The following is a 26,591-nucleotide window of genomic DNA, read 5'->3' on the forward strand; positions in this document are numbered from 1 at the left end:
CGGGTCTGGCGGCGTTTACTGGAAAACTCACTGTCGGCAAAAGTCAGTTGCTGGCTCATCCGGTTACTCATTCTGGGTTCAGGTTACAACACGATGATCTCACATCTCGGACTTATTCGCACCTTCCCTTTACGCCGGGCGCAGTGGAACCATCATGAGGGTGAAAAACCCTGGAGGGTTCTGAGTTTCAACAGGAAACAGCCCGTTTAGCTTTTTGTTGACCTAACATTCGTCGAAAGTTCAGCCCGGAGGCAATTGTAAGGGCCCTATCCCGGTGAGTCATGCGATTTTAAAGAGCTGAATTAATATGCTGTATACGAAATGAGTTTGTGGGGCGGGTTAGGTCCATTGTGAGCGAGGAGCGGACGTTAGCAATTAGATAAAAGCATTTAAAATGTGGTATGTATAACAATAAGGAGCTGGTCAGATTATCTGGCGCTAAGAAATGTTTTTTAATTTTTGCCAGTAATTTGCTGACGTGTACGAGAGACCTTGTTTCTAGTTTCTGTATAAAGCAGAAGGGTTGTATGCCCTTCCGCTATTTAGGAGCACTAACAGGGATGCAAAGATGGACTCACAAGTTTTGGTGGGTGAATTCTTCGAGCGTTTTTTTGGCTTGTTGATAAACATCTGAGCTGGAAAGCAGATATGTACAGTAATTTGAGAATTTCGCGTTGGGTAGCACCAATTCTTCAATCGTAGAAAGAGCGTTGCTTATCATTGATGCCCGCTTCTTCTTATTGGGTAAAGTGCGTGCCTGTTGAAATTCTGCCAAAGCGTCATGAATGTCAGCTTCGAAAATGCGAAAACTTGCCAAAATCGCACTTCTGGGAGAAAAAAGCCTTTTCTCTGCAAGGCCGCACACTTTAATTGTTCTTTCAGCAATATCCTGATTGGCTCCAGGTTTGGCTTCGATCATTATATCTGTATAGGTAAAACATTCACGTGGGTCCAATTCATAAGGATTTATTATTGGTAATAAATGTGTATCATGGTCGAGCTTCTTGTTATTGCATGCCTTACAACAATACAAGAGATTCGCCCATTCAAAAGCTTTTTCAGTATATATTGATTTTGGATAGAAATGCTCGACCTCAGCAAAACCAGTTTCCTCTGGCTTTCCTTCGCAAAATGCACATTTACGGAATGAACTTTCTTTCAGAGCATTCCTTATATCATCATGACGATAAAACTTTAATGCTGCCTCTTTTTCTGAAGAAGGAATTTCTTTATAAGAACCATATTTGGCTACTAGATTCATGATGTCACGAGTCCAAACTGCGCTATTGTCGCATAAGATCTTTGGCTCAGGTGGCCGGGTCAATTTAATCATCAACTTTAGCCTCCATCCCTGCGATGCGAGTTTTCAGTATAATCAATATTTCATCGTCCGGATGACATATTGACTCGAGATGAGCATAGTTAATTTTAAGTTTATCAAGATCATTATTTTTTATATTGTCGTAACATGCCGTAACGAGGACCTCGTAGTCCTTGTTATCGAGACTTACCACTCCCATCAATTCAGTAAGGATTAGATCTGTACTCCAACCAGAATATGCCTTATCAGAAGGCTCAAAGTCATATTTTTCTTCCGGATATGAGGAAGGAAGTAATATTATTTCATTTTCTTTAGCTGAAGCCAAAAGATGGGGCGAATGCGTAGTTATAATAAACTGAATTTCAGGGAAAATTTTTGCAAGACCCTGCCTCACTGTGAACTGCCACTCAGGATGAAGATGGTTATCTAGTTCATCTATCAACACAGTTCCGCATGCTTTTCTTACATCTCTTTCTCCTACAGGTAAACATGCTTCTATCCATTCAAACACAGCAATTATAATATATAGAACAGCTTGAAAGCCTGATGAAAGCTCTTCTAAAAAACATTTTTTTCCGTAAATTGAGAATACAGGTTCAAGATCACGTTCTGTATCAATATACCGAAAATCGCTATCGAATGGCCCAATGGCTGGTAAAGAGCATAGCAAATGCTCCCAATTCAATTTTTCTTCAATGGCCCATGATTTATCTATAATGAAATAACGATTAATCAACCATTGTTTAACATCTCGCGAATCATTATTATATAGAAATCTAAGTGCATTATTACAATAGATACTTCTACTTTGCTGACTGTCACTCTCTCTAGTGACTCCAGACACAGATTTATAATTTATTTTCCTCTGTGCACCAATGACAAGTGGAGGTAATACCAAATTGTCCTTTGTTTGATAGGCTAAAAATGTATAACGCCCCTTTTCTTCTGGTGGTGATACCCAAGTCATAAGTTGGTCTTGTCTATATCTTTTAGTTCCTATACACCCAGGGCCTAAGCCAAATCTATATTTTATATCTTTCTCACTAATATCTATCCAGTACTCGCTCTCGTCCTGATGCCTGGAGTATTCTCCATTCCATTCAAGGCAGTGAGCAATAGCTGCAAGCAAGGAGGTTTTACCGCAACCATTAGGACCTGTAATGAAGTTAAACCTACTATTAAACCGGACGTTAACTTCAGGAAATTTTTTCAAACTTTTCACATGTAGTCGTTCTAAAGGCATATTTGTTCCTAAGATGATAATTTATAATTACAATTTAATTCATTTTTATGTTTTTTCAAGCATTTGAGCCATCATAATAATGGTCATGTATTCAAAATGCCACAAACAGTACCTGATCTCTCCCTTTCAACTCAAAACGCACTGGTTTGAATCTTGACTTTGTAACTAAGGTATCATTATCTTCATGGTCTTGGCCGTCTTTCGTTTTTCGTAATATCAAGAAGCGCCGCCTCTCCGGGGCGGTTTGTCACAGAACACATCATAAGAACCTTCCCGCCGCCGATCACCACATTACCTAAGGTATAATGGTCATTTTACGTTCACACTACCAGACTTCTCATTCCTTTTGGGGTATATTTCCACCAAGTGGTAGATCCACGGGGAACATTTTGCAGGTTTTTTCGTGGCAACAGGACAGTCGATCTAATCTAATGCCCATAATTTATCTAACTTCCGCCCCTGGCACAGAGCAGATACAGAATCATGATGTCCACTGTAAGCGAGATGCGAACGCTGACCTTTCATCTTTGTACGATTTACGCTCTGGCCTGATCTGACATGTATCATAGATACAGGAACTCACTAGCATGATCGGAGATTGCATATGCTGATATATAACGTTTTTGGACGGCATATTGGCGTTCAACGTAAGCATGATCGGTGGCTGGTATTTCGTGCTGACCTGACGGAGAGAAAGTTTTCTCGACTCTATGACATCGCTATTCCTGACGATATGACTGAAGGCGAGATTGCCGGTTGGCTGGGTGACATTTTCCATGAAGCCGCAACCGATCGTCATCCAAATGTGGAACGCATCGAATAAGGATTTAATGGATAGCCTTACGTTGCGCCCGCTCCTGGCACTCACCTGACATGATGTTGCCAGCCATGGCCCAAAAAAAAGCCCGCAATCCGCGGGCTTAGAGATAATTTAGAACCTGTTAGTACCAGACGTATCCGGTTGGGAAATCATTCCCACTCAATCGTAGCCGGTGGCTTACCGCTGATGTCATACACCACGCGGGAAATGCCGTTCACTTCGTTGATGATGCGGTTAGACACACGGCCCAGGAAGTCATACGGCAGGTGCGCCCAGTGCGCGGTCATGAAGTCGATGGTTTCCACCGCACGCAGGGAAACAACCCAGTCGTACTTGCGGCCGTCGCCCATTACGCCAACGGAGCGAACCGGCAGGAACACGGTGAACGCCTGGCTCACTTTGTTGTACAGGTCAGCTTTGTGCAGCTCTTCAATGAAGATCGCGTCCGCGCGACGCAGCAGATCGCAGTACTCTTTCTTCACTTCGCCCAGCACGCGCACGCCAAGACCCGGGCCCGGGAACGGGTGACGGTAGAGCATGTCGTACGGCAGACCCAGTTCCAGACCGATCTTACGCACTTCGTCTTTGAACAGCTCGCGCAGCGGTTCAACCAGCCCCATCTTCATCTCTTTCGGCAGGCCGCCCACGTTGTGGTGAGATTTGATGACGTGTGCTTTACCGGTGGCGGAGGCCGCAGACTCGATCACGTCAGGATAGATGGTGCCCTGCGCCAGCCACTTCACGTCGTCCAGCTTCAGCGCTTCTTCGTCGAACACTTCCACGAACACGCGACCGATGATCTTACGTTTTGCTTCCGGATCGTTCTCGCCTTTCAGCGCGTCCAGGAAGCGCTGCTCGCCTTCCACGTGAACGATGTTCAGACCGAAGTGGTCACCGAACATGTCCATAACCTGCTGGGCTTCGTTCAGGCGCAGCAGGCCGTTGTCCACGAAGACGCAGGTCAGGTTTTTGCCGATAGCGCGGTGCAGCAGCATCGCGGTCACGGAGGAGTCCACGCCGCCGGAGAGGCCGAGGATCACTTTGTCATCGCCAACCTGCTGGCGGATACGCTCAACGGCGTCGTCGATGATTTTTGCCGGGGTCCACAGGGCTTCACACTGGCAGATATCACGCACGAAGCGCTCCAGCATGCGCATACCCTGACGGGTGTGAGTCACTTCCGGGTGGAACTGTACGCCGTAGAAGCGTTTTTCTTCGTTCGCCATGATGGCGAACGGGCAGCTTTCGGTGCTGGCAACGGTCACGAAGTCAGACGGGATGGCGGTAACTTTGTCGCCGTGGCTCATCCACACGTCCAGCAGCGGTTTGCCGTCTGCGGTCAGGGAGTCTTCGATACCGCGCACCAGCGCGCTGTCGTTAACCACTTCAACCTGCGCATAGCCGAACTCGCGCTCGCTGGAGCCTTCTACGTGGCCGCCCAGCTGCATTGCCATGGTCTGCATACCGTAGCAAACGCCGAATACCGGCACGCCAGCTTCGAATACGTACTGCGGCGCGCGCGGGCTGTTTTCTTCGGTGGTGCTTTCCGGGCCGCCGGACAGGATGATGCCGCTTGGATTGAATTCGCGAATCTGTGCTTCCGTGACATCCCACGCCCACAGTTCACAGTAAACGCCCAGTTCACGCACGCGACGCGCCACCAGCTGAGTGTACTGAGAACCAAAGTCCAGGATGAGAATGCGATGTTTATGAATGTTTTCCGTCATTGACGCTAATTCCGAGGCAAGTGAAACAAAAACAGAGCGCCCGGCAGGAGCCGGGCGCGGAAACTTATCAGGAGCCCAGACGGTAGTTCGGGGACTCTTTGGTGATCGTCACGTCGTGAACGTGGCTCTCCTGGATACCCGCACCGCTGATGCGTACGAATTCCGCTTTAGTACGCAGCAGGTCAATGGTACCACAGCCGGTCAGACCCATACAGGAGCGCAGGCCGCCCATCTGCTGGTGGATGATCTCTTTCAGACGGCCTTTATAGGCAACGCGACCTTCGATACCTTCCGGCACCAGTTTGTCAGCAGCGTTATCGGTCTGGAAGTAACGGTCAGAGGAACCTTTGGACATCGCGCCCAGGGAACCCATACCGCGGTAAGATTTGTAAGAACGGCCCTGGTAGAGTTCGATTTCACCCGGGGATTCTTCGGTACCGGCCAGCATAGAGCCTACCATCACCGCCGCTGCGCCCGCAGCGATCGCTTTCGCGATGTCGCCAGAGAAGCGGATACCGCCGTCAGCAATAACCGGAATACCGGTCCCTTCCAGCGCTTCAACCGCGTCAGACACGGCGGTGATCTGCGGAACGCCCACGCCGGTCACGATACGCGTGGTACAGATAGAGCCAGGACCGATACCCACTTTCACCGCGCTGCAGCCAGCGTCAGCCAGCGCACGAGCGCCTGCGCCAGTGGCTACGTTACCGCCGATGATCTGCAGGTCAGGGTATTTGGCACGGGTATCACGGATACGCTGCAGAACGCCTTCAGAGTGGCCGTGAGAGGAGTCAATCAGCAGGACGTCAACGCCCGCGGCAACCAGCGCGTCAACGCGCTCTTCGTTACCGGCACCTGCGCCAACCGCAGCGCCAACGCGCAGACGGCCATGCTCGTCTTTACAGGCGTTAGGCTTACGTTCTGCTTTCTGGAAATCTTTAACGGTGATCATGCCGCGCAGGTGGAAGTTGCTGTCAACAACCAGCGCTTTTTCAACGCGTTTTTCGTGCATTTTTGCCAGCACCACGTCGCGGGTTTCACCTTCGCGAACGGTAACCAGACGCTCTTTTGGCGTCATGTACACGCTGACAGGCTGGTTCAGGTCAGTCACGAAACGCACGTCACGACCGGTAATAATACCGACCAGTTCGTTCTCTTCGGTCACCACCGGGTAACCGGCGAAGCCGTTACGCTCGGTCAGGGCTTTCACTTCGTGCAGGGTGGTGGTTGGCAGAACGGTCTGTGGATCGGACACGATGCCGGATTCATGTTTCTTCACGCGGCGAACTTCTTCCGCCTGACGTTCGATAGACATGTTTTTGTGAATAAAGCCAATGCCACCTTCCTGTGCCAGGGCAATTGCCAGGCGCGCTTCAGTCACGGTGTCCATTGCCGCAGAGAGCATAGGAATGTTCAGGCGAATGGTTTTCGTCAACTGCGTGCTGAGATCGGCAGTATTCGGCAGAACGGTGGAATGAGCGGGAACGAGGAGGACGTCGTCAAACGTCAGTGCTTCTTTAGCGATACGTAGCATGGGCAATATCTCTGACCTGGGTGGTTAAATATTGCCGTGGCATTATACAGAGCGTAACCGATTGCATCTACACTTTTTTATAAAAAAGCTTGCGATCGCCTCTCAGCAGGTTACTATCGACTGAATAACTTGCTGATTTAGAATTTGATCCCGCTCACATGTTATCCTCTCAATCCCCCTCAATTTATACCGTCAGCCGCCTTAATCAGACGGTGCGTTTGCTGCTTGAGCAGGAAATGGGGCAGGTCTGGATCAGCGGTGAGATATCTAACTTCACGCAGCCCTCCTCCGGACACTGGTATTTTACCTTAAAAGACGACACCGCCCAGGTGCGCTGCGCGATGTTCCGCAACAGCAACCGCCGCGTGACGTTCCGTCCACAGCACGGCCAGCAGGTTCTGGTGCGCGCCAATATCACCCTCTATGAGCCGCGCGGTGATTATCAGATTATCGTCGAGAGCATGCAGCCTGCGGGCGAAGGTCTGCTGCAGCAGAAGTACGAACAGTTAAAGGCTAAGCTCTCGGAAGAGGGACTTTTCGACCAGCAGTTCAAAAAGCCGCTGCCCTCGCCTGCCCACTGCGTGGGGGTCATCACCTCGAAAACCGGTGCGGCACTGCACGATATTTTGCACGTTCTGAAGCGTCGCGACCCTTCCCTCCCCGTCATTATCTACCCGACCGCCGTGCAGGGTGACGATGCGCCGGGGCAGATTGTGCGCGCCATAGCGCTGGCGAACACGCGTCAGGAGTGCGACGTCTTAATCGTCGGACGCGGCGGCGGCTCGCTGGAAGACTTGTGGAGCTTTAACGACGAGCGCGTGGCGCGGGCAATCTTTGCCAGCCTTATCCCCGTGGTGAGCGCCGTCGGCCACGAAACGGACGTGACGATCGCCGATTTTGTCGCGGATCTCCGCGCGCCGACGCCGTCCGCGGCGGCGGAAGTGGTCAGCCGCAACCAGCTGGAGCTGCTGCGTCAGATCCAGAGCGGCCAGCAGCGTCTGGAGATGGCGATGGACTACTACCTCGCCAACCGGACCCGGCGCTTTACCCAGCTTCATCACCGTCTACAGCAGCAGCACCCGCAGCTGCGCCTGGCGCGTCAGCAGACCGTGCTGGAGCGACTGCGCCAGCGCATGAACGTGGCGGTGGACACGCAGATCAAGCGCGCGGTGTCGCGCCAGCAGCGCGTGACGCAGCGTCTGAACCAGCAGAACCCGCAGCCGAAAATTTATCGTGCGCAAACGCGGATTCAGCAGCTTGAGTACCGTCTGGCGGAAACTCTCCGTGCGCGACTGAGCGCCACCCGGGAACGCTTTGGCAATGCGGTGACCCACCTTGAAGCGGTCAGCCCTCTCTCCACGCTGGCGCGCGGCTATAGCGTGACGACGGCAACGGACGGCAAGGTGCTCAAGCAAACCAAACAGGTGAGTACCGGCGATGTGCTGACGACGCGTCTGTCGGACGGCTGGGTAGAAAGCGAAGTGAAATCAATTAAACCGGTGAAAAAGACGCGTCAGCGTAAAACCGGATAATTCTTCGCCGGTTACTTACTATACTGCTGCTATTCCCTTTTTTAATAAGGAGAGCAGCATGCCCCATCTTCATAGCGTTATTCCCCCGTATATTCTTCGTCGTATTATCGAAAGCGGTTCCGAACCGCAGCAGCGCTGTGCCCGTCAGACCTTAACCCACGTCCAGACGCTGATGGCCCATATGCCGGGCAAACCCGCCGCGCCGCACGTGAATAAAGCCGGACAGCTGGAGCGTGATATCTACGACGCGAAGCAGACCCAGGAGCTACCTGGTACGCAGGTGCGTTATGAAGGTCAGCCGTCGAACGGCGATGTGGCGGTAGACGAAGCGTACGAGTATTTGGGTATTACCCATGATTTCTTCTGGAAGGAATATCAGCGCGATTCGCTCGATAACAAAGGGCTTATTTTAACCGGCACCGTTCACTACGGTCGGGAATATCAGAACGCCTTCTGGAACGGTCAGCAGATGGTATTTGGCGACGGCGACGGGGAAATATTTAACCGCTTTACCATCGCCATAGACGTCGTGGCGCATGAGCTGAGCCACGGCGTGACCGAGACTGAAGCCGGGCTTATCTACTTTGAGCAGTCCGGCGCGCTGAACGAGTCGCTGTCGGACGTGTTTGGCTCGCTGGTGAAGCAGTACCATCTGAAGCAAACCGCCGATAAAGCGGACTGGCTGATTGGTGAAGGGCTGCTGGCAAAAGGCATCAACGGCAAAGGGCTACGCTCGATGTCTGAACCGGGCACCGCCTACAACGATCCGCTGCTCGGCAAAGACCCGCAGCCTGCACACATGAAGGATTTCATCAAAACGCGTGAGGATAACGGCGGCGTGCACTTGAACTCCGGCATCCCCAACCGGGCATTTTATCTGGCCGCGACGGCGATTGGCGGCTATGCCTGGGAAAAAGCGGGTTATGCCTGGTACGACACGGTTTGCGATCGCAATCTGGCGCAGGATGCGGATTTTGAGGCCTTCGCAAAACTGACGGTAGCACACGGAGAAAAACGCTCCGGCGGTGACGTTGGGGCGGCCATAAAACAAGCCTGGGAACAGGTGGGAGTGTTGTAAATGCAGGTTCCGGAACTGACGGATGACGCCGTGGTTGAGCTGGCCCGGGAAGGCGGCGTCGCTTATATTCCCAAGCTGAGCGGCCAGCGCACCATCGCGCTCTCCTCGCTCAATGAGGCCCAGCGCCAGCGCCTGGTGAGCATCCTCGAGCAGGCCTTCCCGCGCGGCCAGCCGCCCGGACAAGTCTCTTCCCCCGGCAGCGGGGACCAGCGCTATTTCCGCATCCAGATTATCTGGACCGGGCAAAATCAGGCGCACTATGCCGATATCATCGTGCTGGTGCCGGAGCAGGAAGCTCCTGAGTCGCTGGTCGAGCTGTGGCAGAAAGGCGAAGGCTGCGTGTGCGATTAACCTTCGGCCCGAACAAACTCCACGCGTTTTTTAGAGATAAGACCGTGGCCGTTCTGGCAGAAATAATCCACCGCCCCGCAGGCTTTTAAGACCTGGAGTGGCTGATGGCACTCCGGGCAGCGGGCTTCAAGCGCAATATCCTTATTACAGTTCTCGCAGTGTGCCACCCCGTTCAGGGGCTCAAGCGGTGCCTGGCAATCCGGGCAGGTAATCGTCATGGTGACTCCTTAAAAGCATTCTGGTCTGCGATCATTTTACCACGTCGCGTTCAGTGCGGGCCACGCAGCTGTTGCTGTAACGCCAGCAGCAGTTCCACTTCCGCTATCCTGCGGCGCGTCGTGCGGCTCACCTCGTGCGGATCCCGTTCAAAAAGACTGCTGGTGCCCAGAATATGCCCGGCAAGACAGTGCTCGTAGAGTGTCCCGGGAATATGCCAGCGCTGAATATCCTTACCCTCAATCAGCTCAAGCACATCCTCCGCGCCGCGCCGGTCGTGGCTGATGATGCGCCCGTCGCGCAACCAGAGCCGTAATCCTTTTTGCCCGCCCGCGGGTCCCGCGTATTTGTTCAGCCAGATATCCACCGGCACGCCGCTGATGCGACCCTGAAGATGCGCCTCGCCCTCCGCCGTGGTCAGATCGCCTTTTGCGATAGCGCGGCCCAGGCGGTCTTTAGCCGTGACGACCTGCAGGGTCATATCATCACTTCCGCCCAGATAACGCACCGTTTCGCGCAGCATCGCCAGCACGTGCGTACCGATATCCAGAATCACGCCGTCCGGGTGGCGAAGCGTACGCGCGTCCGGCTCGCCGGTGGCAAAGTTAAGCGCGATGGGTTCCCCTGCGGCGTTAACTCCGCTCGGCTCCTGCAAAAAGCCGTCTATTTTGACGATGTCAGAGACGCTGCCAACCAGCGACCGCTTTACCGTTTCGATGCGCGCCATCCAGTGATCGAGCGCCAGCACGCGGGAAGCAGCGTCGGGGTTTGCCAGAAGCGCGTTGAGCTTTTCGATTTGGGGAAGCGTGGCGACGATCGGTTTTTCAATCACAATCCGCGGAACGGCCGAGGCTATGGCCTGTTCCAGCACCTCGAGGTGGTGCAGCGATGCGGTGGTAATAAAGAGAGTATCAAGCGGTACGGCGAGAAGTTCCGTAAGCGAAGCGCAGCGCGTGACGCCTTCAGGCTGCCTGGTGGGGAGAACATCAAATCCAAAACAATGAACCGCGTGACCATAAAGGCGACGTAAGGCGGGCAGATACGCGGTTTCCACGACCGCACCAAGACCGACAAATCCTAACTGCATAGTTTCACCTCAGGGAATCGATGCCGGGGCATAACGCCGCCCCGGCAAGCCCGAGGTTTATGAGGCGTTAGCAGCCGGTTTAGTCTGCGCATTTTCCAGCATGCGACGTACCGGAACAATGAGGACGATCAGTACCGCGGCACAAATCAGCAGTGCGACGGAGCAGCGCGCAAAGAGATCCGGCAGCATATCCAGCTGGTCGGCCTTCACGTGGCCGCCAATCAGACCCGCCGCCAGGTTACCCAGCGCGCTCGCACAGAACCACAGCCCCATCATCTGGCCGCGCATTCTCTCCGGCGCCAGCAGCGTCATGGTCGCCAGGCCAATCGGGCTGAGACACAGCTCGCCGAGCGTCAGCATCAGGATACTGCCCACCAGCCAGAACGGCGATACGCCCGCCCCACCGCTGCTCAGCACGTTCTGTGCCGCCAGCATCATCAGGCCAAAGCCCGCTGCGGCACACAGGATACCGATAACAAACTTGGTGATGCTGCTCGGACGAATGTTCATGCTCGCCAGCTTCGGCCACGCCCAGCTGAACACCGGTGCCAGCAGGATGATGAACAGGGCGTTGATTGACTGGAACCACACCGCCGGGATTTCGAAATCGCCGATCATGCGGTTAGTGTAGTCGTTGGCAAACAGGTTGAACGAGGTTGGCTTCTGCTCGAACGCGGACCAGAAGAACGCCGCGGAGATCAGCAGAATAAAGCAGACCAGCAGTCTGGCGCGCTCTTTACGGTTCAGTCCTGCAAAAACAAACAGATAAATAAAGTAGAGGGCAACGGATGCCGCAATCACGTAAACCAGCACGCTGGCTACCGCGACCGGGTTAATCACAATCACACCCTGCGTAATCAGCGTCACGATCGTTGCCACGCCTGCCGCCAGCGCCAGCAGCCAGGCGCCCACGCCGTTACGCTTCACCACCGGGCTGTTCCAGGTGGAGTCGAGGCCGACTTCGCCGTCATAGCGTTTCATTGCCGGAACGGCAAACACGCGGAAGATAATCAGCGCCACCAGCATCCCGATACCGCCAATACCAAAGCCCCAGTGCCAGCCGTGGGTTTTGATCAGCCAGCCGGAAATCAGCGGGGCAATGAACGAGCCCATGTTGATGCCCATATAGAACAGCGAGAAACCGCCGTCACGGCGCGCGTCGCCTTTTTTATACAGGGTACCGACCATTACCGAGATACAGGTCTTAAACAGCCCGGAGCCGAGCACGATGAACATCAGGCCGATAAAGAACAGGTTATTGCCCATGATGGCCGAGAGCGCAATCGACAGGTGACCGAGCGCAATCAGGATCGAACCGTACCAGACGGCTCTCTGCTGGCCGAGCCAGTTATCCGCCAGCCAGCCGCCCGGCAGCGCGGCCAGGTACATGGTGCCGGCAAAGATACCGACAATCGCCGAGGCGTTTTCACGCGCCAGGCCCATCCCGCCGTCATAGACGGTGGCGGCCATAAACAGGATCAGTAACGGACGAATGCCGTAAAACGAGAAACGCTCCCACATCTCGGTGAAGAACAGGGAACCGAGCGGATATGGATGGCCGAAGAACGTTCGGCTTTCTTTTTGATTAACAGAGGATTGCATAATTCTCCCGAAAGGTATGTCGTCGTGCTTGTAAACACCAGCAGGTACGCCGGCCAGTTACGTATCTGGCCGATTTTTTACATGCGGCGAAAAGTTGGTTAACCATTTGATAACCAGGCGCTAGTTTTGTCTAGTACCGGACCCTGGACTTTAAGATGAAAATTCGACGATTGTCTACTTTCTTAGATTTAAACTTGGTTAAAAGTGAATAGTGATTGACTTCACACAGAGAAAACCGGCGGTATGAATGGGCAAAAAAAAGCCCGCGAGAGTCGCGGGCTTTCGTGCGTTCAGCAAAGCTTATTTGCTTTTCTTAATGTGCTTAATCAGACGCTTACGCTTGCGCATCTGGTTCGGCGTCAGGGTGTTGCGCTTGTTGGCGAACGGGTTTTCCCCTTCCTTGAACTGGATACGGATAGGCGTGCCCATCACGTCCAGCGACTTACGGAAGTAGTTCATCAGATAGCGCTTGTAGGAATCCGGCAGGTCTTTCACCTGGTTGCCGTGGATCACCACGATTGGCGGGTTATAACCACCGGCGTGGGCGTATTTCAGCTTCACGCGACGACCGCGCACCAGCGGCGGCTGATGGTCTTCCGCAGCCATGTTCATGATACGGGTCAGCATGGCGGTGCTCTGACGACGGGTGGAGCTGTCGTAGGCTTCACGCACGGATTCGAACAGGTTACCCACGCCGCTGCCGTGCAGCGCAGAGATGAAGTGTACGCGAGCAAAGTCGATAAAGCCCAGACGGAAGTCGAGGGTCTCTTTCACCTGCTCACGCACTTCATTGCTCAGGCCATCCCATTTGTTGACCACGATAACCAGTGAGCGCCCACTATTGAGGATAAAGCCGAGCAGAGAGAGGTCCTGATCGGAGATCCCTTCGCGCGCGTCGATAACCAGCAGCACGACGTTGGCATCTTCAATCGCCTGCAGGGTTTTGATAACGGAGAATTTTTCCACCACATCGGTGATTTTCCCGCGCTTACGCACCCCGGCGGTGTCGATGAGGACATACTCACGCTCATCGCGCTGCATCGGGATGTAGATACTGTCGCGGGTGGTGCCCGGCATATCGTAAACGACCACGCGCTCTTCACCCAGAATACGGTTAGTAAGTGTAGACTTACCTACGTTTGGACGACCTACGATGGCCAGCTTGATCGGCAGATCCTGCGGGTTGAAGTCGTCTTCAGGCTCTTCTTCTTCGCCCGCTTCTCCGTCTTCGAACTGCGCCCAGTATTCCGCGTCTTCGTCCACCTCTTCCGGCGGGTTCACTTCGTCAACCCACGGCAGCAGAACGGTTTCCAGCAGGCTGGTGACGCCACGGCCATGCGATGCCGCGATAGGATAGATTTCACCCAGACCCAGTGACCAGAAATCTGCGATGGCCTGATCGGCATCGATGCCGTCAGTTTTGTTCGCCACCAGGAAGGTTGGCTTTTCGCGTGAACGCAGGTGTTTAGCGATAGCGGAGTCCGCCGGCATCAGGCCAGCGCGCGCGTCCACCATGAACAGCACCACGTCCGCTTCTTCAATCGCCAGCAGCGACTGTTCCGCCATGCGGGTTTCCACGCCGTCTTCTGTGCCGTCAATACCACCGGTATCAATACAGATGAACTCGCGTCCTTCCACCTCTGCACGACCGTACTTACGGTCACGCGTCAGCCCCGGGAAATCCGCAACCAGCGCATCACGGGTGCGTGTTAAACGGTTAAAAAGAGTGGATTTTCCAACGTTAGGGCGCCCGACAAGCGCGACCACAGGTACCATGTTTGAAGCCTCATAAAATTCAAAATAACGTCGCTTTCGCGGCGTTTTTAAAAATGTCAAAACGGCTCCTGAGTGAACAGGAGCCGTTTAGTATACTACAACCGCCGGGTAATTAACGCGTGATCGCGTACAGCGTGCCGTCTTTTGCCTGAATCAGCAGTTTGCCGTCGGCCACGACCGGGTCGGTCAGGAAACCGGAGCTGTCGACTTTTTGCTGTGCAACAAAGCGGCCATTATCCGGATCGATCCAGTGCATATACCCTTCGCTGTCGCCCACAACCAGGCTACCGTTGTACAGCGCTGGCGCAGTCAGCAGACGGTGCAGCAGATCGCTTTGCGTCCACAGCGTCACGCCGCCTTCGGTGCTCAGGGCCAGCAGACGGTCGTTCTGGTCAACCATATAGATACGGTTACCCTCAACGATGAAATCATTCACCGAGCCCAGCTCACGTTTCCACATGATCTGGCCGCTGCGCAGATCCAGCGCGGTCAGGTTGCCGTTGTAGGCCAGCGCGTAAACCACACCGTTAACGATGACCGGCGTTGTGTCCACGTCGCTCAGACGGTCAATTTCCGTTGAGCCAGTGGCCTGAGAGATACGCTGCTGCCAAATCATCTGGCCCTGCTGCATCAGCACGGCGCTTACGCGACCGTTGTCGCCGCCGACAATGGCAGCACCAAATGCGGTAGCCGGGGCAGATTCGCCACGCAGAGAGAGCGCAGGCATATCCAGGTTAACGGTCCATTTCACCAGGCCGTCCGCTTCGTTCAGCGCCTGCAGCTGGCCGTTGCTGGTATGAATCAGCACCAGGCCATCGCTCACCACCGGACGAGAGAGGGATTCCCCCGCCACGGTCGTTTGCCAGGCAATGGAACCGTCGCTGCTGTTCAGGGCATAAACCTGCGCTTTTTCGCTGCCCACGTAGACGTGGCCACCGGCAACGGTCAGGCCGCCAGACAGCAGTGCAGGCTTACGGGAGAACCAGCCGTCTTTTTCCGCCAGGTTAACGGACCACACTTCTTTTCCGTCATCCGCGTTCACCGCTTTCACGGTACCTTTGCGATCGGCCGCATAGACAACGCTGTCTGCATACGCAGGATGAAGGTTGGAATAGAAATCACCAATCCCATTGCCCACGGAGACGTCCCACGCGGTGGATGGGGTAAACTGGTTTTCAACCGTCGGCAGTGGGGACATTTTCACAACGTCTTCTTCGCCACTGAACAGTGAACAACCACTCAATAACGTAACAGAAAGCAGTCCTGGCAGAAGTAATTTACGCAATTGCATCGGGTCCCTCTCAGACGGACAAATTATTTATTTTCATCTGCATCATTTCGCTCAGCGCAGGTGAGGCATTGCTCTCTACGCCAGCTTGCCACGCTTTACGCGCGCCCGCTTTGTCACCTTTGCTCAGCAGTGCTTCACCGCGCAGATCGGCAACGATGGCAGCAAAGCCTTCGCCTTTGATGGTATCGAGCGTTTTCAGCGCATCGTCAGCTTTCTTCTGCTGAACCTGAATACGTGCCAGGCGCAGATTGATCACCGCTTTCAGATTTTCATCACTGGCGGCAGCAAGGCCCTGAGACAGCTGAGCAACGGCTTTATCCAGTTCGTTCTTATCAACGTACTGCTGAGCCACTTCCAGCGCAGCCAGTGCACCGTAGGTGTTTTTGTTGTCAGCCGCAAATTTTTCTGCCGCCGTCAGCGTTTGCGGCTGATCGGCACGAATTGCGCTCACGGTATTTTCATAGGACAGGGACGCGCCGCGCGCGGAATCCGCCTGATGATTGTTCCAGTAACGCCAGCCTACCAGCGCACCGACACCTAAAATAACCCCAACAACCAGCGCTTTGCCGTTTTCAGCAAAGAAGCGTTTAATCGCGTCGACCTGATCGTGTTCGTTCTCGTAAATTTCCACGCAGTCCTTCTCCTTAGCCCAATAGAGTGCGCAAGTGCGCCGCAACGCCGTCCTGCGTTACCGTTGTCTGCTCACCAGAGCGCAGGTCTTTCACCACCACTTCGCCGTTAGCCACTTCGGACTCACCCAGCACCAGTGCGATACTTGCGCCCCACTTATCGGCACGAGCAAACTGTTTTTTGAAGTTGCCGCCGCCATGGTTGGTCATCAGCTTAACGCCCGGCAGCGCATCGCGCACGCGTTCGGCAAGCTGCATCGCCGCAGACTGCGTTTCCGCACCTGAGGCCACCAGGTATATATCGACAACGGAATCTGCTTTAAATTCCGGATTAACTGCCTGAACCAGCAAAACAAGTCGCTCAAGACCCATCGCGAAGCCAACCGCAGGCGCAGCGCGACCGCCAAGTTGCTCAACCAGACCGTCGTAACGGCCGCCGGCGCACACGGTGCCCTGAGAGCCGAGGCTGGTGGTCACCCACTCAAACACGGTACGGTTGTAGTAGTCCAGACCGCGCACCAGGCGCTGGTTTACGGTATAGGCGATACCCGCCGCTTCAAGCAGCTTGCACAGGCCCGCGAAGTGTTCGCGAGATTCTTCATCCAGGTAATCACCCAGCGCAGGCGCATCGTTCAGCAGTGCCTGAACATCGGCGTTTTTAGAATCCAGAACGCGCAACGGGTTGCTGTACATGCGACGTTTGCAGTCTTCGTCCAGTTTCTCTTTATGCTGTTCCAGGAACGCCACCAGCGCATCGCGGTAGTTCGCACGCGCTTCGAGAGAACCGATAGAGTTCAGCTCGAGGGAAACGTGATCGGCGATACCGAGCGCACGCCACCAGCGGGCGGTCAGCATAATCAGTTCAGCGTCGATGTCCGGGCCCTGCAGGCCAAAGACTTCCACACCCAGCTGATTAAACTGGCGATAACGCCCTTTCTGAGGACGTTCGTGGCGGAACATCGGGCCGATATACCACAGACGCTGCTCCTGATTGTACAGAAGACCATGTTCGATGCCGGCGCGTACGCAGCCCGCCGTCCCTTCCGGACGCAGGGTCAGGCTGTCGCCGTTGCGGTCCTCAAAGGTGTACATCTCTTTTTCAACCACGTCGGTCACTTCACCGATCGCGCGTTTGAATAACGGGGTCTGCTCTACAATCGGCAAACGAATTTCGCTGTAACCGTAGCTGCCGAGCACCTGCTTCAGCGTGCCTTCAATGCGCTGCCAGATGGCGGTTTCGCCAGGCAGATAATCGTTCATGCCGCGGATGGCTTGAATGTTTTTTGCCACGTTTATTCTCTTTCTATATACAAAAAAAACCCAAAGAATGGGTTCAATCATACATGGGAAGCTCACGGCTTCCCATCACGTTATTTTTCAACCTGCTGAACGTTGATACGCTGTGTCTCGTCCATCATGGCGGCTTTGGCGCGGATGCGGGCTTCAAGCTGGTCGATCATGTCGCTATTATCCAGACGATCTTTTCGAACGCCATCTTCATAGAGACCACTTTTCTTGTTACCGCCGGTCACGCCCAGGGTTGACACCAGGGCTTCACCAGGACCGTTCACCACGCAGCCGATGATGGAGACGTCCATCGGGGTGATAATGTCTTCCAGACGTTGCTCCAGGGCATTCACCGTACCGATCACATCGAACTCCTGACGTGAACAGGTTGGGCAGGCAATGAAGTTGATCCCACGCGCGCGAATACGCAGTGATTTCAGGATATCGAAGCCGACCTTGATCTCTTCGACAGGATCCGCCGCCAGCGAGACGCGCAGGGTGTCACCGATCCCTTCAGAGAGCAGCAGCCCCAGACCGATCGCGGATTTTACCGAGCCGCTACGCAGGCCGCCCGCTTCGGTGATCCCGAGGTGCAGAGGCTGATCGATCTGCTTTGCCAGCAGGCGATAAGATTCTACGGCCAGGAACACGTCGGACGCTTTTACGCTGACTTTGAACTGATCGAAGTTAAGGCGATCGAGATGATCGACGTGACGCATCGCGGATTCGAGCAGCGCCTGCGGCGTAGGCTCACCGTATTTTTCCTGCAGATCTTTTTCCAGGGAACCGGCGTTAACGCCGATACGGATAGGAATATTTTTATCGCGGGCGCAGTCCACGACCATGCGGATACGCTCTTCGTTACCGATGTTGCCCGGGTTAATACGCAGGCAATCGACACCGTACTCGGCCACTTTCAGTGCGATGCGGTAGTCGAAGTGAATATCCGCCACCAGCGGAACGCTGACCTGCTGTTTGATCAGTTTGAACGCCTCAGCCGCATCCATGGTCGGGACGGAGACGCGAACAATGTCCGCGCCGACACGTTCTAATGCTTTGATTTGATTGACCGTCGCTTCCACATCGGTGGTGCGCGTATTGGTCATCGACTGAACGGCGATAGGTGCCCCATCGCCGATTGGCACATTCCCAACGTAAATCCGTTTCGATTTTCTACGTTGAATCGGAGCCTGGTTATGCATGAAAAATCTCCCGCGTTGCCCGTCTGTTACTGTGCTGCTGATTGTTCGGCATTAACGGTAAGACGTGCAACCTGGTTAGTTCTGATAAAGCGGCTCAGGTCGACAGGTTTTCCTTGATACTGGATCTGTACCGCTGCCGGAGCGCCGATTTTAAGTTTATAAGGCGCCTGGCCCGTTAGGTTTAACGTGCCATCTTTGCGCTGCAGGCCGCTGAACAGTTTTTTACCTGTCGCGTCAGTCACTTCCAGCCAGCAGTCGGCGCTGAAGTTCATTACCAGCGCGTTAGGGTCGGCTGCGGGTGTCGCCGTACCCGCCGGGCTGGTTGGCAGAGACGCTGCGGTATTGTCTGCAGGCTGAGTAGCCGCAGGCGCGTTCGCCGCAGTATCAACATTCGCCTGAGAAGGGGCAACCACCGCGTTTTGATCCTGAGCCTGAGGCGCAGCGGTATTAGCCGTTGCTGCCGGAGCCTGCGCAGCATTGGTCGCTGTCGCATCTGGCGCTGCGGTCTGTGGCTCGCTGGAAGTCGCTGCACCGTCGGTATTCAGCGGCACGCTCTGGGCGTTATCCGTTCCGGCCTGGTTGAGTTCGGCGGAGGATTGATCGGCCATAGTGGTGATCTCTTCCTGCTGCGCCTTGTGGTTTTGCCACCACCACGCACCGGTCAGACCGACCACCACAAACAGCACCAGCCAGGTAAAGCTCATCAGCCAGCCATCACGTTTTTTACGACGTTTCCCCAGGGAGAAGGTCTGCATCGGCGCAACTTTTGCTGCACGGACCGGCGCCTGCTTCTCCATCATTGGCAGTAATTCGTTTTCGGGGATGTGCACCAGTTTTGCGTAAGAGCGGATATAACCGCGCAAGAACGTTGAAGCCAGATCGGCGGGTGCCTTATCTTCTTCAATATCGCGAACCGTGGAAACCTTCAGGCACAAGCGTTCTGCGACGGCTTGCTGGCTGAGTCCGAGTTGTTCACGGGCGTTGCGAAGACGAACGCCAGTGGAGAGTGCTTCATGTTGGTCGTGAGTGGCTTCAGTATTCATTCGCTACAACTACTGGTACGTGAAAAAAAGGGTTCAGGCGCCGGTGAGTCACAATGCCACCCGCACCGCGAAACTTCTGGTCAGTTAACCTTGAACACAGAGTATAAGACTGTCAGCCCGGAGATGACAGTACAGCCCTGCCCGTACGGCTAAACTGTTGTTACGTCGTTACATACTGCCCGAAAGTCGGATGAAACGCACCGTAATTATTGATCAGTCTTCACGAATCTGACTGATTATTCAGTAAGGTTATGTCTCACGGCGCAGATAATGCGCCGTGAGTGCATAATAATCAAACAGCTTTAACCGCGATCGTCTCGCCCTGCATGCGTTTACGCAGGGTACGCTTGGTACGGTCAATAACATCACCAGCCAGCTGTCCACATGCGGCATCAATATCATCACCACGCGTTTTACGCACGATGGTGGTGAAACCATACTCCATCAGCACCTTGGAGAAACGGTCGATACGGCTGTTCGAGCTACGGCCATACGGCGCGCCCGGGAACGGGTTCCACGGGATCAGGTTGATTTTACATGGCGTATCTTTCAGCAGTTCAGCCAGCTGATGCGCATGTTCGGTACCGTCGTTGACGTGGTCCAGCATCACGTACTCGATAGTGACGCGACCCTGGTTGGCGTTGGATTTCTCCAGATAGCGACGTACGGCAGCGAGGAAGGTTTCGATATTGTACTTTTTGTTGATTGGCACAATTTCGTCACGAATTTCATCGTTTGGCGCGTGCAGGGAGATCGCCAGCGCGACGTCAATCATATCGCCGAGCTTGTCCAGCGCAGGCACAACGCCTGAGGTCGACAGCGTGACGCGACGCTTGGACAGACCAAACCCGAAGTCATCCAGCATGATTTCCATCGCCGGAACGACGTTGGTCAGGTTCAGCAGCGGTTCACCCATCCCCATCATCACCACGTTGGTGATTGGGCGAGTGCCGGTCACTTTTGCCGCGCCTACGATTTTCGCAGCACGCCAGACCTGGCCGATAATTTCTGAAACACGCAGGTTACGGTTAAAGCCTTGCTGCGCGGTTGAGCAGAATTTGCACTCCAGCGCACAGCCCACCTGAGAGGAGACGCACAGCGTCGCGCGGTCTTCTTCCGGAATGTAGACGGTTTCAACGCGCTGATCGCCCACCGCAATCGCCCATTTGATGGTGCCATCTGCGGAGCGCTGCTCTTCCACTACTTCCGGGGCGCGGATTTCAGCCACTTCTTTGAGCTTATTGCGCAGGACCTTGTTGATGTCAGTCATGTCATCAAAATTGTCGCTGCAGTAATGGTACATCCACTTCATGACCTGATCGGCACGAAATGGCTTTTCGCCCATCTCTTTGAAGAACTCGCGCATCTGCTGACGGTTCAGATCCAGCAGGTTGATTTTTCCATTTTTATTGGGAACCGCAGGAATGGCGACTTCGGAGGTATTCACTAATTCAGACATAATATTTACCGGCCTCGTTGTTACACGTTATGGCCCATGGAGGGTTGAATAGAAACGCCCCGGAAAGCGGTCTGCTCGTCCGGGGCGTTGCATTGTACAAAGTCTGGCGCAGGGATGCCACGTCTGGACGCGGCATTTACGAAAATAATGTGTAAACGAAACCGTTAAATTAACGGGTACGTGGACACACTTCGCCTTCAGCGAAGAAGAATGCGATTTCGCGTGCAGCAGATTCAACAGAGTCAGAACCGTGGGTACCGTTCTCGGTGAAGCTGTCAGCGTAGTCAGCGCGCAGAGTACCTGCCAGCGCGTTGTCCGGGTTGGTTGCGCCCAGCAGGTCGCGGTGACGCTGTACGGCGTTTTCGCCTTCCAGTACGGATACCACGATTGGACCGGAGGTCATGAACTCCACCAGGCCGTCAAAGAATGGGCGACCTTCGTGCTCAGCGTAGAAGCCGCGAGCCTGCTCAACGGTCAGGTGCAGCATTTTGGTACCAACAATTTTGAACCCTGCAGATTCAAAGCGAGCGAAGATGCTGCCAATAACGTTTTTTGCCACCGCGTTTGGTTTGATGATGGAAAAAGTACGTTCAATAGCCATGATAACCTCTGTCAATGTTCTGTTGTTTTGCATACCTGAGTATGGTGTGGCGCGGATTATAAAGAGCTATAGCGCTATTGCCTATGGTTCTGCATAACATTTTTTTAAAATGAGACGAAGATTAGCAACAGTCCGGGTTTCGCATATCGTGTTGATGGTGAAAACAGAGCGGACACTGCTTTTCATCAGGCGTAAATGACCAGAAATGACGGTGGCACGTCAGGCAAACGGCTTCATATGCCAGTATGGCCACGTTTTTCGCTGTTCCTTCTGTTTGCGTCACTTTTATCGCCGCATGCTGGCATACCGCTTCGCAGCCACCGCAACCGGTACAACGTCCGGTTTCGACGACCAGTTCAGCGTTCTCAAACCGAATCGCGTTTTCCGTACAACTCCGCCAGCACGCGCCGCACAATACGCACGTTCCGGCGTCGAGAGCTATCTCTGCCTCACTAACCCCAGGAAACGCTCTGCGCAGTTCACGCTGACCGGGCACGACGCTACAGGTCCGGACATCCTCACGGGGAACGTGCATCAGCGCACGGCGGGCGATATTAACCTCGTTGACGGGTAAAAGTTTAAACGCCCATGCCGCTTCACCGCGTCGACGAAGCACAAGATTAAGCCGGGCAATCGCCAGCAGCCAGTCAGGATACTGCTCCACGTCGATACTGATAAAACGAACATGGTGCTGTGCATGCCAGAGCAGCAGCTCATTCATATTCGGCGCACGTTCAGTAAAAGGCCCGACAAGCGTATCGCCACACAAAAAGCGTTTTCGCGGCGTGATGCCGGTGATGGCCTCAGTGGAGCAAACAAACAGGCAGTCACCGCATTCAATACAGCGGCTCTCATCAACCGAGATATCTGCGTCCGTAAAAGAAAAAGCCTGCACGGGACAAACGTCTGCGCAGGCGCAACAGGAAGCATGGCGAAAACGGCGACGGACGCACGCATGCGTCACGTCCATCGCCGGGCCAAACGTCAATCTGCCCATCAGCCAATACTGAAGAAAACGAAGCGCAGCATCAGCTCACCCGCAATCAGCAAGGCGCTGCCCAGCAGCATCGTGCCTCGCGCCGCTTTTAACCCGCCTGCAGCAAAGCACAGCATACCCACGACAGACACACACCAGCTCAGCAGATGCACGGTGCGCAGTTGTTGCAGCATCTGTAACGGCGCATGAGGGAACGTCACCACGGTCTTGTCCATAGCCGAGATGTCGGCCAGCCAGACGGGCTGCATCACCAGACGCACAAGCACCAGCAGCGTGATAATGACCACCGCCGCACGCAGAGTAGCCCGGGAACGCATCCCAACCGCCATGCAGGCTGAACCAATAATGCCCACCGAGCCGATAAACAGCACCAGCGTGTTGATATGCTGCCACGTCACCACGGACGCATGCATGTAGATCTGCGCCATGCAGAACACATCCACCAGCCCGACAAGGCCCGCCGCCGCCAGAAGCAGCTTCCAGCCTGGCGTTTTGGCGAACATCAGCAGCGTCGCGAGCCCCAGCGCCGCCAGGTAAAGGCTGGCAAAGATAATCTCACGGCTCAGCCAGGAGCTGGAGACATGGCGCAGCGCGTTGAGAGCATTGAGCGGATAGCCCATGTGCAGCGCCGAGGCGAGCAGCCCGAGGCTTGCGAGCACAAACGCCCCGGCAGCAGGCAGAAGCGCGCTACGCTGCGAAGCATGCGCCTCCCCGAACGCCAGCCAGAGCGTCACGCCTACCGAGCCCTGCAGGAACAGTGTAAAAATCAGCAGCGGTAACTCATGCATGGCGTTTGCCCTCTTTCTCTGCACCCTGATGCGCTTTGATCACCAGATTCGGTTTTGTGATGGAAGAATCAGGCAAGCCTTTCACGTCACAGACCGCACCATACTTCGCCCGCAGTTCATCAATCGGCCCGAATTTAATCGCTTCGAGTGGACAGGTTGCCACACAGACGGGTTGCTCCCCCTTCGCCTGGAGATCCACGCAGAAATCGCATTTTGACATTTGCCCGGTCTGCTCGTTGAGCTGTGGCGCGCCGTAGGGGCATGACCACGCACAGTAGCCGCAGCCGACGCACTTATCTGTATCAACGCGCACAATGCCGTCTCCCGGACGCTTGTGCATCGCCGTGGTCGGACAGTTTTTAGTGCAGATGGGGTCTGCACAGTGGTTACAGGAAATAGAGAGCGTGTAAGCAAACACATTGTTGCTGACGCCGCCCTGCCCGGTGGGGATGAAATTCCCGCCGTTGACTTCGTACACGCGACGGAAACGACGTCCGACCTCAAGGTTGTTTTTATCTTTGCATGCCACCTGGCAGGCTTTACACCCTGAGCAGCGTGAAGAGTCGATATAAAAGCCCAGCTGTTTGTCGCTCACCGGCGCGTAGTGTTTAAACTGACTCATGCTTTTGCCACCTCCACCAGCATGGTTTGATGTGAATTCCCTTTCGCAAGCGCGGTAATACGAGCCGAACTGAGCACGTTCGCGCAGCCGCCTTTATCAATGCCCTTCTCATCCGGCTGCCACCAGGCACCTGCCTGCATGGCTACCACGCCAGGAATGATGCGCGGCGTAACCTCCGCCGGGATCTCACAAATGCCGCGTGCGTTATGGATACGCACGGTATCTCCCTGCGCAATGCCGCGCTTCTGCGCGTCCTGAGGGTTAATCCACAGCTTTTGCTGCTGCGCCTCAATCAGCCACGGGTTGGCGTACTGGGTAGAGTTGGCGCGGTTTTTCCCTTTCCAGGTGATCAGCTGCAGCGGGAAGGTTTTCGCCAGTTCGTCTTCCGGCCCTTCGTGGGCAGGCACGTAGTGCGACAGCGCCGGAATTTCCGGGTGCTGCATGTCGTACAGACGCTTCGAGAAGATCTCAATTTTTCCGGACGGCGTCGGGAACGGATGATTTTGCGGGTCGCGAATGTTGTCTTCAAAAGCAACGTACGGCGCGCTTTTGAAGAGATGCTGACGCGTCTTTTGTAACGTCGCGAAGTCCGGCAGGTTTTCATCTGGCATGGAGAGCCGCGTCTGCTCCCAGATGTGCTCAATCCACGCCTTTTCGTCACGCCCTTCGCTGAATGCCGGTTCGACGCCAAGCTTAGCAGCGACCTCCCGCAGCCAGTCGTAGTCTGAACGGCGCTCAAATTCAGGCTCAATCAGCTTTTCGGACAGGATCAGATAGCTTGCAGTACCCCAGGTTTCGCCGATATTCCAGCGTTCCATAAAGCTGGTTTCCGGCAGGAGAAGATCGGCGTATCGGGCGCTCGGCGTCATAAACAGATCGCTCGCGACGATAAACTGGATTTTCGACTCGTCTTCCAGCACGCGGGTTGCCTGATGAAGATCCGGGTTCTGGTTAGCCAGATAATTGCCCGCCAGCGAGAAGAGGATGCGGATATTGCTGTCCAGCTTTTCGGCATCCTTCAGGCCGACTTCCGCCGTTACCTTAGAGGCATCGTCGGCGGTCTGCACCCAGTTCATCACCGATATTTTGGCTTTCACCGGGTTATCCGGCATCTCCGGGCCTGCGGCAAATTTACGGTTAGCACAGCCGCCATAGCCAGCCGCCCAGCCGCCTTTCACCCCAACGTTACCCGTCAGCGTGGCCAGTATCGTCGAGCCGCGCGCGGTGCGCTCGCCGCAGTTATGGCGCTGCGGTCCCCAGCCCTGGATCAGCGCGGCGGGCTTCGTCGTGGCATAATCGCGCGCCAGCTGACGAATGGTTTGCGCAGGCACGTGGGTGATCTTCTCTGCCCACTCAGGCGTTTTCGCCACGCCATCTTTTGCCCCGTTCAGGTAAGCCATCAGGGATTCATTGGCCGGAACGCCTTCCGGCATAGCGTCTTCATCAAAGCCCAGGGTATAGCGCAGAATAAAGTCGCGATCGTGCAAGTTCTCCGTGACGATCACGTACATCATGGCGTCCATCAGGGCGTTATCGGTTGTTGGCAGCAGCGGGATCCACTGGTCAGCAAGGGAGGACACCGTATCTGAATAGCGCGGATCGACAACGATGAAGCGGGTGCCGTTTTGCTTCATCTTCTGGAAGAAGTAGTTGCTGTGACCAAAAATCGTTTCCGTCGGGTTATGTCCCCAGAGGATGACCAGTTTGGTGTCCAGCAGCGTGTCCAGCGAGCTGCCGCTGGCGGCGGTACCGTAGGTATAGGGCGTTGCCGCTGCGGTGTTGCCCATACTGACCGAGTGATAGCTTTCGAGATAGCCACCCGTTAAATTAAGCAGACGACGAACCATTTTATCGCCGGAGAACGTTCCTCCCGAAACTGCGGTGCCAACATGCACATAGCGCGAAGCAGCACCGTATTTTTGCGTAATGGTTTTTAATTGATTCGCAATAAGCGTTGTAGCTTCATCCCAGGTAATACGTTCGAATTTTCCTTCGCCACGTTTACCCACGCGTTTCATTGGATATTTAAGCCGATCGGGATGATAAACAAATTTCCGATACGCGCGTCCGCGAACGCAGGCGCGCATCACCGGCATTTGAAGATCCAGTTCATTATCCGGACGCGTAGAGATGCGTGTGACCACGCCGTCGCTGACGTGCGCCCGAATATCGCATTTCCCGCCACAGTCAAAAGTGCTGCAGGTTTGAATGACTTTTTCTTCGGGTTCGTTCACTGCCGCAGGCATTGTCGCCGCCTGCGCTTTTCCGCCTTTTACCACAAACGGCAGAGCGGCAAGCGCGGACCCGGCCTGAATAAAGTGACGCCGGGAGAGAGCGGGATTAAGACTCTCTCTCAGTTTCTTATTTTTTTTCATTGCTCGTTCC

At 54.6% G+C, this 26,591-nt stretch carries 24 protein-coding genes; 5 read left to right on the forward strand and 19 right to left on the reverse strand.

Annotated features, from left to right (window positions below; translation table 11 throughout):
* A partial coding sequence (locus ACOTXT_RS09585; RefSeq protein WP_421625306.1) for a hypothetical protein occupies positions 1 to 210 on the forward strand: 210 nt, incomplete at its 5' end.
* 364 nt (positions 211 to 574) lie between these two features.
* Here the strand turns inward: ACOTXT_RS09585 and ACOTXT_RS09590 are convergent.
* A complete protein-coding gene (locus ACOTXT_RS09590; protein ID WP_055321479.1) occupies positions 575 to 1,333 on the reverse strand; it encodes a retron system putative HNH endonuclease in 759 nt (252 codons plus the stop codon).
* Complete coding sequence (locus ACOTXT_RS09595; protein ID WP_055321478.1) at positions 1,326 to 2,564, reverse strand: AAA family ATPase; 1,239 nt, start codon at positions 2,562 to 2,564, stop codon at positions 1,326 to 1,328. The genes ACOTXT_RS09590 and ACOTXT_RS09595 overlap by 8 nt, the downstream gene beginning before the upstream one ends.
* A gap of 604 nt (positions 2,565 to 3,168) precedes the next feature.
* Between ACOTXT_RS09595 and ACOTXT_RS09600 the strand changes: the two genes are divergently transcribed.
* Entirely contained in the window at positions 3,169 to 3,387 is a 219-nt protein-coding gene (locus ACOTXT_RS09600) for a DUF7661 family protein (protein ID WP_032648750.1), read from the forward strand.
* A 146-nt stretch (positions 3,388 to 3,533) separates the two neighbouring features.
* Here ACOTXT_RS09600 and guaA read toward each other — a convergent pair whose 3' ends face one another.
* Positions 3,534 to 5,111 (reverse strand): glutamine-hydrolyzing GMP synthase, encoded by a 1,578-nt coding sequence (gene guaA / locus ACOTXT_RS09605; protein WP_008502126.1) that lies wholly within the window; start codon positions 5,109 to 5,111, stop codon positions 3,534 to 3,536.
* A gap of 67 nt (positions 5,112 to 5,178) precedes the next feature.
* On the reverse strand, positions 5,179 to 6,645 hold the full coding sequence (guaB, locus tag ACOTXT_RS09610; protein ID WP_008502128.1) for an IMP dehydrogenase: 1,467 nt from the start codon (positions 6,643 to 6,645) through the stop codon (positions 5,179 to 5,181).
* A gap of 158 nt (positions 6,646 to 6,803) precedes the next feature.
* Between guaB and xseA the strand changes: the two genes are divergently transcribed.
* Genes xseA through ACOTXT_RS09625 form a run of 3 tightly spaced genes read left to right on the forward strand, consistent with a single transcriptional unit; the run spans position 6,804 to position 9,606 of the window.
* Positions 6,804 to 8,177, forward strand: coding sequence for an exodeoxyribonuclease VII large subunit (gene xseA / locus ACOTXT_RS09615; protein ID WP_262794521.1), 1,374 nt, complete (start codon positions 6,804 to 6,806; stop codon positions 8,175 to 8,177).
* Between the two features lie 58 nt (positions 8,178 to 8,235).
* Positions 8,236 to 9,255, forward strand: coding sequence for a M4 family metallopeptidase (locus ACOTXT_RS09620; protein WP_025912812.1), 1,020 nt, complete (start codon positions 8,236 to 8,238; stop codon positions 9,253 to 9,255).
* The gene (locus tag ACOTXT_RS09625) at positions 9,256 to 9,606 is read left to right on the forward strand and encodes a protealysin inhibitor emfourin (RefSeq protein WP_045371078.1); all 351 of its coding nucleotides are present in this window, start codon (positions 9,256 to 9,258) and stop codon (positions 9,604 to 9,606) included.
* On the opposite strand, the gene ACOTXT_RS09630 is transcribed toward ACOTXT_RS09625, so the two are convergent.
* From ACOTXT_RS09630 to ACOTXT_RS09700, 15 genes are all read right to left on the reverse strand, one after another.
* On the reverse strand, positions 9,603 to 9,824 hold the full coding sequence (locus tag ACOTXT_RS09630; RefSeq protein ID WP_126544256.1) for a zinc ribbon domain-containing protein: 222 nt from the start codon (positions 9,822 to 9,824) through the stop codon (positions 9,603 to 9,605). The genes ACOTXT_RS09625 and ACOTXT_RS09630 overlap by 4 nt on opposite strands.
* Before the next feature lie 50 nt (positions 9,825 to 9,874).
* Entirely contained in the window at positions 9,875 to 10,909 is a 1,035-nt protein-coding gene (locus ACOTXT_RS09635; protein ID WP_333166051.1) for an oxidoreductase, read from the reverse strand.
* Between the two features lie 57 nt (positions 10,910 to 10,966).
* A complete protein-coding gene (locus ACOTXT_RS09640; protein ID WP_021241851.1) occupies positions 10,967 to 12,511 on the reverse strand; it encodes a peptide MFS transporter in 1,545 nt (514 codons plus the stop codon).
* 300 nt (positions 12,512 to 12,811) lie between these two features.
* Positions 12,812 to 14,287: a ribosome biogenesis GTPase Der gene (gene der / locus ACOTXT_RS09645; RefSeq protein ID WP_008502134.1), complete on the reverse strand. Its 1,476-nt coding sequence runs from the start codon at positions 14,285 to 14,287 to the stop codon at positions 12,812 to 12,814.
* A 112-nt stretch (positions 14,288 to 14,399) separates the two neighbouring features.
* Positions 14,400 to 15,578, reverse strand: a complete 1,179-nt coding sequence (bamB, locus tag ACOTXT_RS09650) for an outer membrane protein assembly factor BamB (RefSeq protein ID WP_008502135.1) — start codon at positions 15,576 to 15,578, stop codon at positions 14,400 to 14,402.
* Between the two features lie 10 nt (positions 15,579 to 15,588).
* Positions 15,589 to 16,209 (reverse strand): YfgM family protein, encoded by a 621-nt coding sequence (locus ACOTXT_RS09655; RefSeq protein ID WP_008502136.1) that lies wholly within the window; start codon positions 16,207 to 16,209, stop codon positions 15,589 to 15,591.
* Between the two features lie 13 nt (positions 16,210 to 16,222).
* Positions 16,223 to 17,497 (reverse strand): histidine--tRNA ligase, encoded by a 1,275-nt coding sequence (gene hisS / locus ACOTXT_RS09660; RefSeq protein ID WP_032622984.1) that lies wholly within the window; start codon positions 17,495 to 17,497, stop codon positions 16,223 to 16,225.
* 80 nt (positions 17,498 to 17,577) lie between these two features.
* Positions 17,578 to 18,696 carry a flavodoxin-dependent (E)-4-hydroxy-3-methylbut-2-enyl-diphosphate synthase gene (ispG, locus tag ACOTXT_RS09665; protein WP_008502138.1) on the reverse strand — a complete coding sequence of 373 codons (1,119 nt, stop codon included), beginning with the start codon at positions 18,694 to 18,696 and terminating at the stop codon, positions 17,578 to 17,580.
* 26 nt (positions 18,697 to 18,722) lie between these two features.
* Entirely contained in the window at positions 18,723 to 19,739 is a 1,017-nt protein-coding gene (rodZ, locus tag ACOTXT_RS09670) for a cytoskeleton protein RodZ (protein ID WP_023325867.1), read from the reverse strand.
* 292 nt (positions 19,740 to 20,031) lie between these two features.
* Positions 20,032 to 21,198, reverse strand: a complete 1,167-nt coding sequence (locus ACOTXT_RS09675; protein ID WP_014171168.1) for a bifunctional tRNA (adenosine(37)-C2)-methyltransferase TrmG/ribosomal RNA large subunit methyltransferase RlmN — start codon at positions 21,196 to 21,198, stop codon at positions 20,032 to 20,034.
* A gap of 169 nt (positions 21,199 to 21,367) precedes the next feature.
* Positions 21,368 to 21,799, reverse strand: coding sequence for a nucleoside-diphosphate kinase (gene ndk / locus ACOTXT_RS09680; protein WP_003860625.1), 432 nt, complete (start codon positions 21,797 to 21,799; stop codon positions 21,368 to 21,370).
* 121 nt (positions 21,800 to 21,920) lie between these two features.
* On the reverse strand, positions 21,921 to 22,796 hold the full coding sequence (locus tag ACOTXT_RS09685) for a 4Fe-4S binding protein (RefSeq protein ID WP_333166055.1): 876 nt from the start codon (positions 22,794 to 22,796) through the stop codon (positions 21,921 to 21,923).
* A complete protein-coding gene (locus ACOTXT_RS09690; protein WP_421625307.1) occupies positions 22,796 to 23,584 on the reverse strand; it encodes a dimethyl sulfoxide reductase anchor subunit family protein in 789 nt (262 codons plus the stop codon). The genes ACOTXT_RS09685 and ACOTXT_RS09690 overlap by 1 nt, the downstream gene beginning before the upstream one ends.
* On the reverse strand, positions 23,577 to 24,206 hold the full coding sequence (locus ACOTXT_RS09695) for a DMSO/selenate family reductase complex B subunit (protein WP_003860631.1): 630 nt from the start codon (positions 24,204 to 24,206) through the stop codon (positions 23,577 to 23,579). The genes ACOTXT_RS09690 and ACOTXT_RS09695 overlap by 8 nt, the downstream gene beginning before the upstream one ends.
* The gene (locus tag ACOTXT_RS09700; protein WP_333166061.1) at positions 24,203 to 26,581 is read right to left on the reverse strand and encodes a DMSO/selenate family reductase complex A subunit; all 2,379 of its coding nucleotides are present in this window, start codon (positions 26,579 to 26,581) and stop codon (positions 24,203 to 24,205) included. Before ACOTXT_RS09700 ends, ACOTXT_RS09695 begins: the two co-directional genes overlap by 4 nt.
* Between the last annotated feature and the right edge of the window lie 10 nt (positions 26,582 to 26,591).

Source organism: Enterobacter cloacae complex sp. IR5422, from assembly GCF_049238165.1.
Lineage (GTDB): Bacteria > Pseudomonadota > Gammaproteobacteria > Enterobacterales > Enterobacteriaceae > Enterobacter > Enterobacter roggenkampii.

Coding starts and splice junctions, on each gene's coding strand:
- ACOTXT_RS09675 (WP_014171168.1), bottom strand. CDS start 21,198: ATGTCTGAATTAGTGAATACCTCCGAAGTCGCCATTCCTGCGGTTCCC.
- ACOTXT_RS09685 (WP_333166055.1), bottom strand. CDS start 22,796: ATGGGCAGATTGACGTTTGGCCCGGCGATGGACGTGACGCATGCGTGC.
- ACOTXT_RS09630 (WP_126544256.1), bottom strand. CDS start 9,824: ATGACGATTACCTGCCCGGATTGCCAGGCACCGCTTGAGCCCCTGAAC.
- rodZ (WP_023325867.1), bottom strand. CDS start 19,739: ATGAATACTGAAGCCACTCACGACCAACATGAAGCACTCTCCACTGGC.
- ndk (WP_003860625.1), bottom strand. CDS start 21,799: ATGGCTATTGAACGTACTTTTTCCATCATCAAACCAAACGCGGTGGCA.
- ACOTXT_RS09635 (WP_333166051.1), bottom strand. CDS start 10,909: ATGCAGTTAGGATTTGTCGGTCTTGGTGCGGTCGTGGAAACCGCGTAT.
- guaA (WP_008502126.1), bottom strand. CDS start 5,111: ATGACGGAAAACATTCATAAACATCGCATTCTCATCCTGGACTTTGGT.
- xseA (WP_262794521.1), top strand. CDS start 6,804: ATGTTATCCTCTCAATCCCCCTCAATTTATACCGTCAGCCGCCTTAAT.
- ACOTXT_RS09625 (WP_045371078.1), top strand. CDS start 9,256: ATGCAGGTTCCGGAACTGACGGATGACGCCGTGGTTGAGCTGGCCCGG.
- ACOTXT_RS09600 (WP_032648750.1), top strand. CDS start 3,169: ATGCTGATATATAACGTTTTTGGACGGCATATTGGCGTTCAACGTAAG.
- ACOTXT_RS09590 (WP_055321479.1), bottom strand. CDS start 1,333: ATGATTAAATTGACCCGGCCACCTGAGCCAAAGATCTTATGCGACAAT.
- ACOTXT_RS09595 (WP_055321478.1), bottom strand. CDS start 2,564: ATGCCTTTAGAACGACTACATGTGAAAAGTTTGAAAAAATTTCCTGAA.
- ACOTXT_RS09700 (WP_333166061.1), bottom strand. CDS start 26,581: ATGAAAAAAAATAAGAAACTGAGAGAGAGTCTTAATCCCGCTCTCTCC.
- ACOTXT_RS09620 (WP_025912812.1), top strand. CDS start 8,236: ATGCCCCATCTTCATAGCGTTATTCCCCCGTATATTCTTCGTCGTATT.
- ACOTXT_RS09695 (WP_003860631.1), bottom strand. CDS start 24,206: ATGAGTCAGTTTAAACACTACGCGCCGGTGAGCGACAAACAGCTGGGC.
- ispG (WP_008502138.1), bottom strand. CDS start 18,696: ATGCATAACCAGGCTCCGATTCAACGTAGAAAATCGAAACGGATTTAC.
- guaB (WP_008502128.1), bottom strand. CDS start 6,645: ATGCTACGTATCGCTAAAGAAGCACTGACGTTTGACGACGTCCTCCTC.
- der (WP_008502134.1), bottom strand. CDS start 14,287: ATGGTACCTGTGGTCGCGCTTGTCGGGCGCCCTAACGTTGGAAAATCC.
- bamB (WP_008502135.1), bottom strand. CDS start 15,578: ATGCAATTGCGTAAATTACTTCTGCCAGGACTGCTTTCTGTTACGTTA.
- ACOTXT_RS09690 (WP_421625307.1), bottom strand. CDS start 23,584: ATGCATGAGTTACCGCTGCTGATTTTTACACTGTTCCTGCAGGGCTCG.
- ACOTXT_RS09640 (WP_021241851.1), bottom strand. CDS start 12,511: ATGCAATCCTCTGTTAATCAAAAAGAAAGCCGAACGTTCTTCGGCCAT.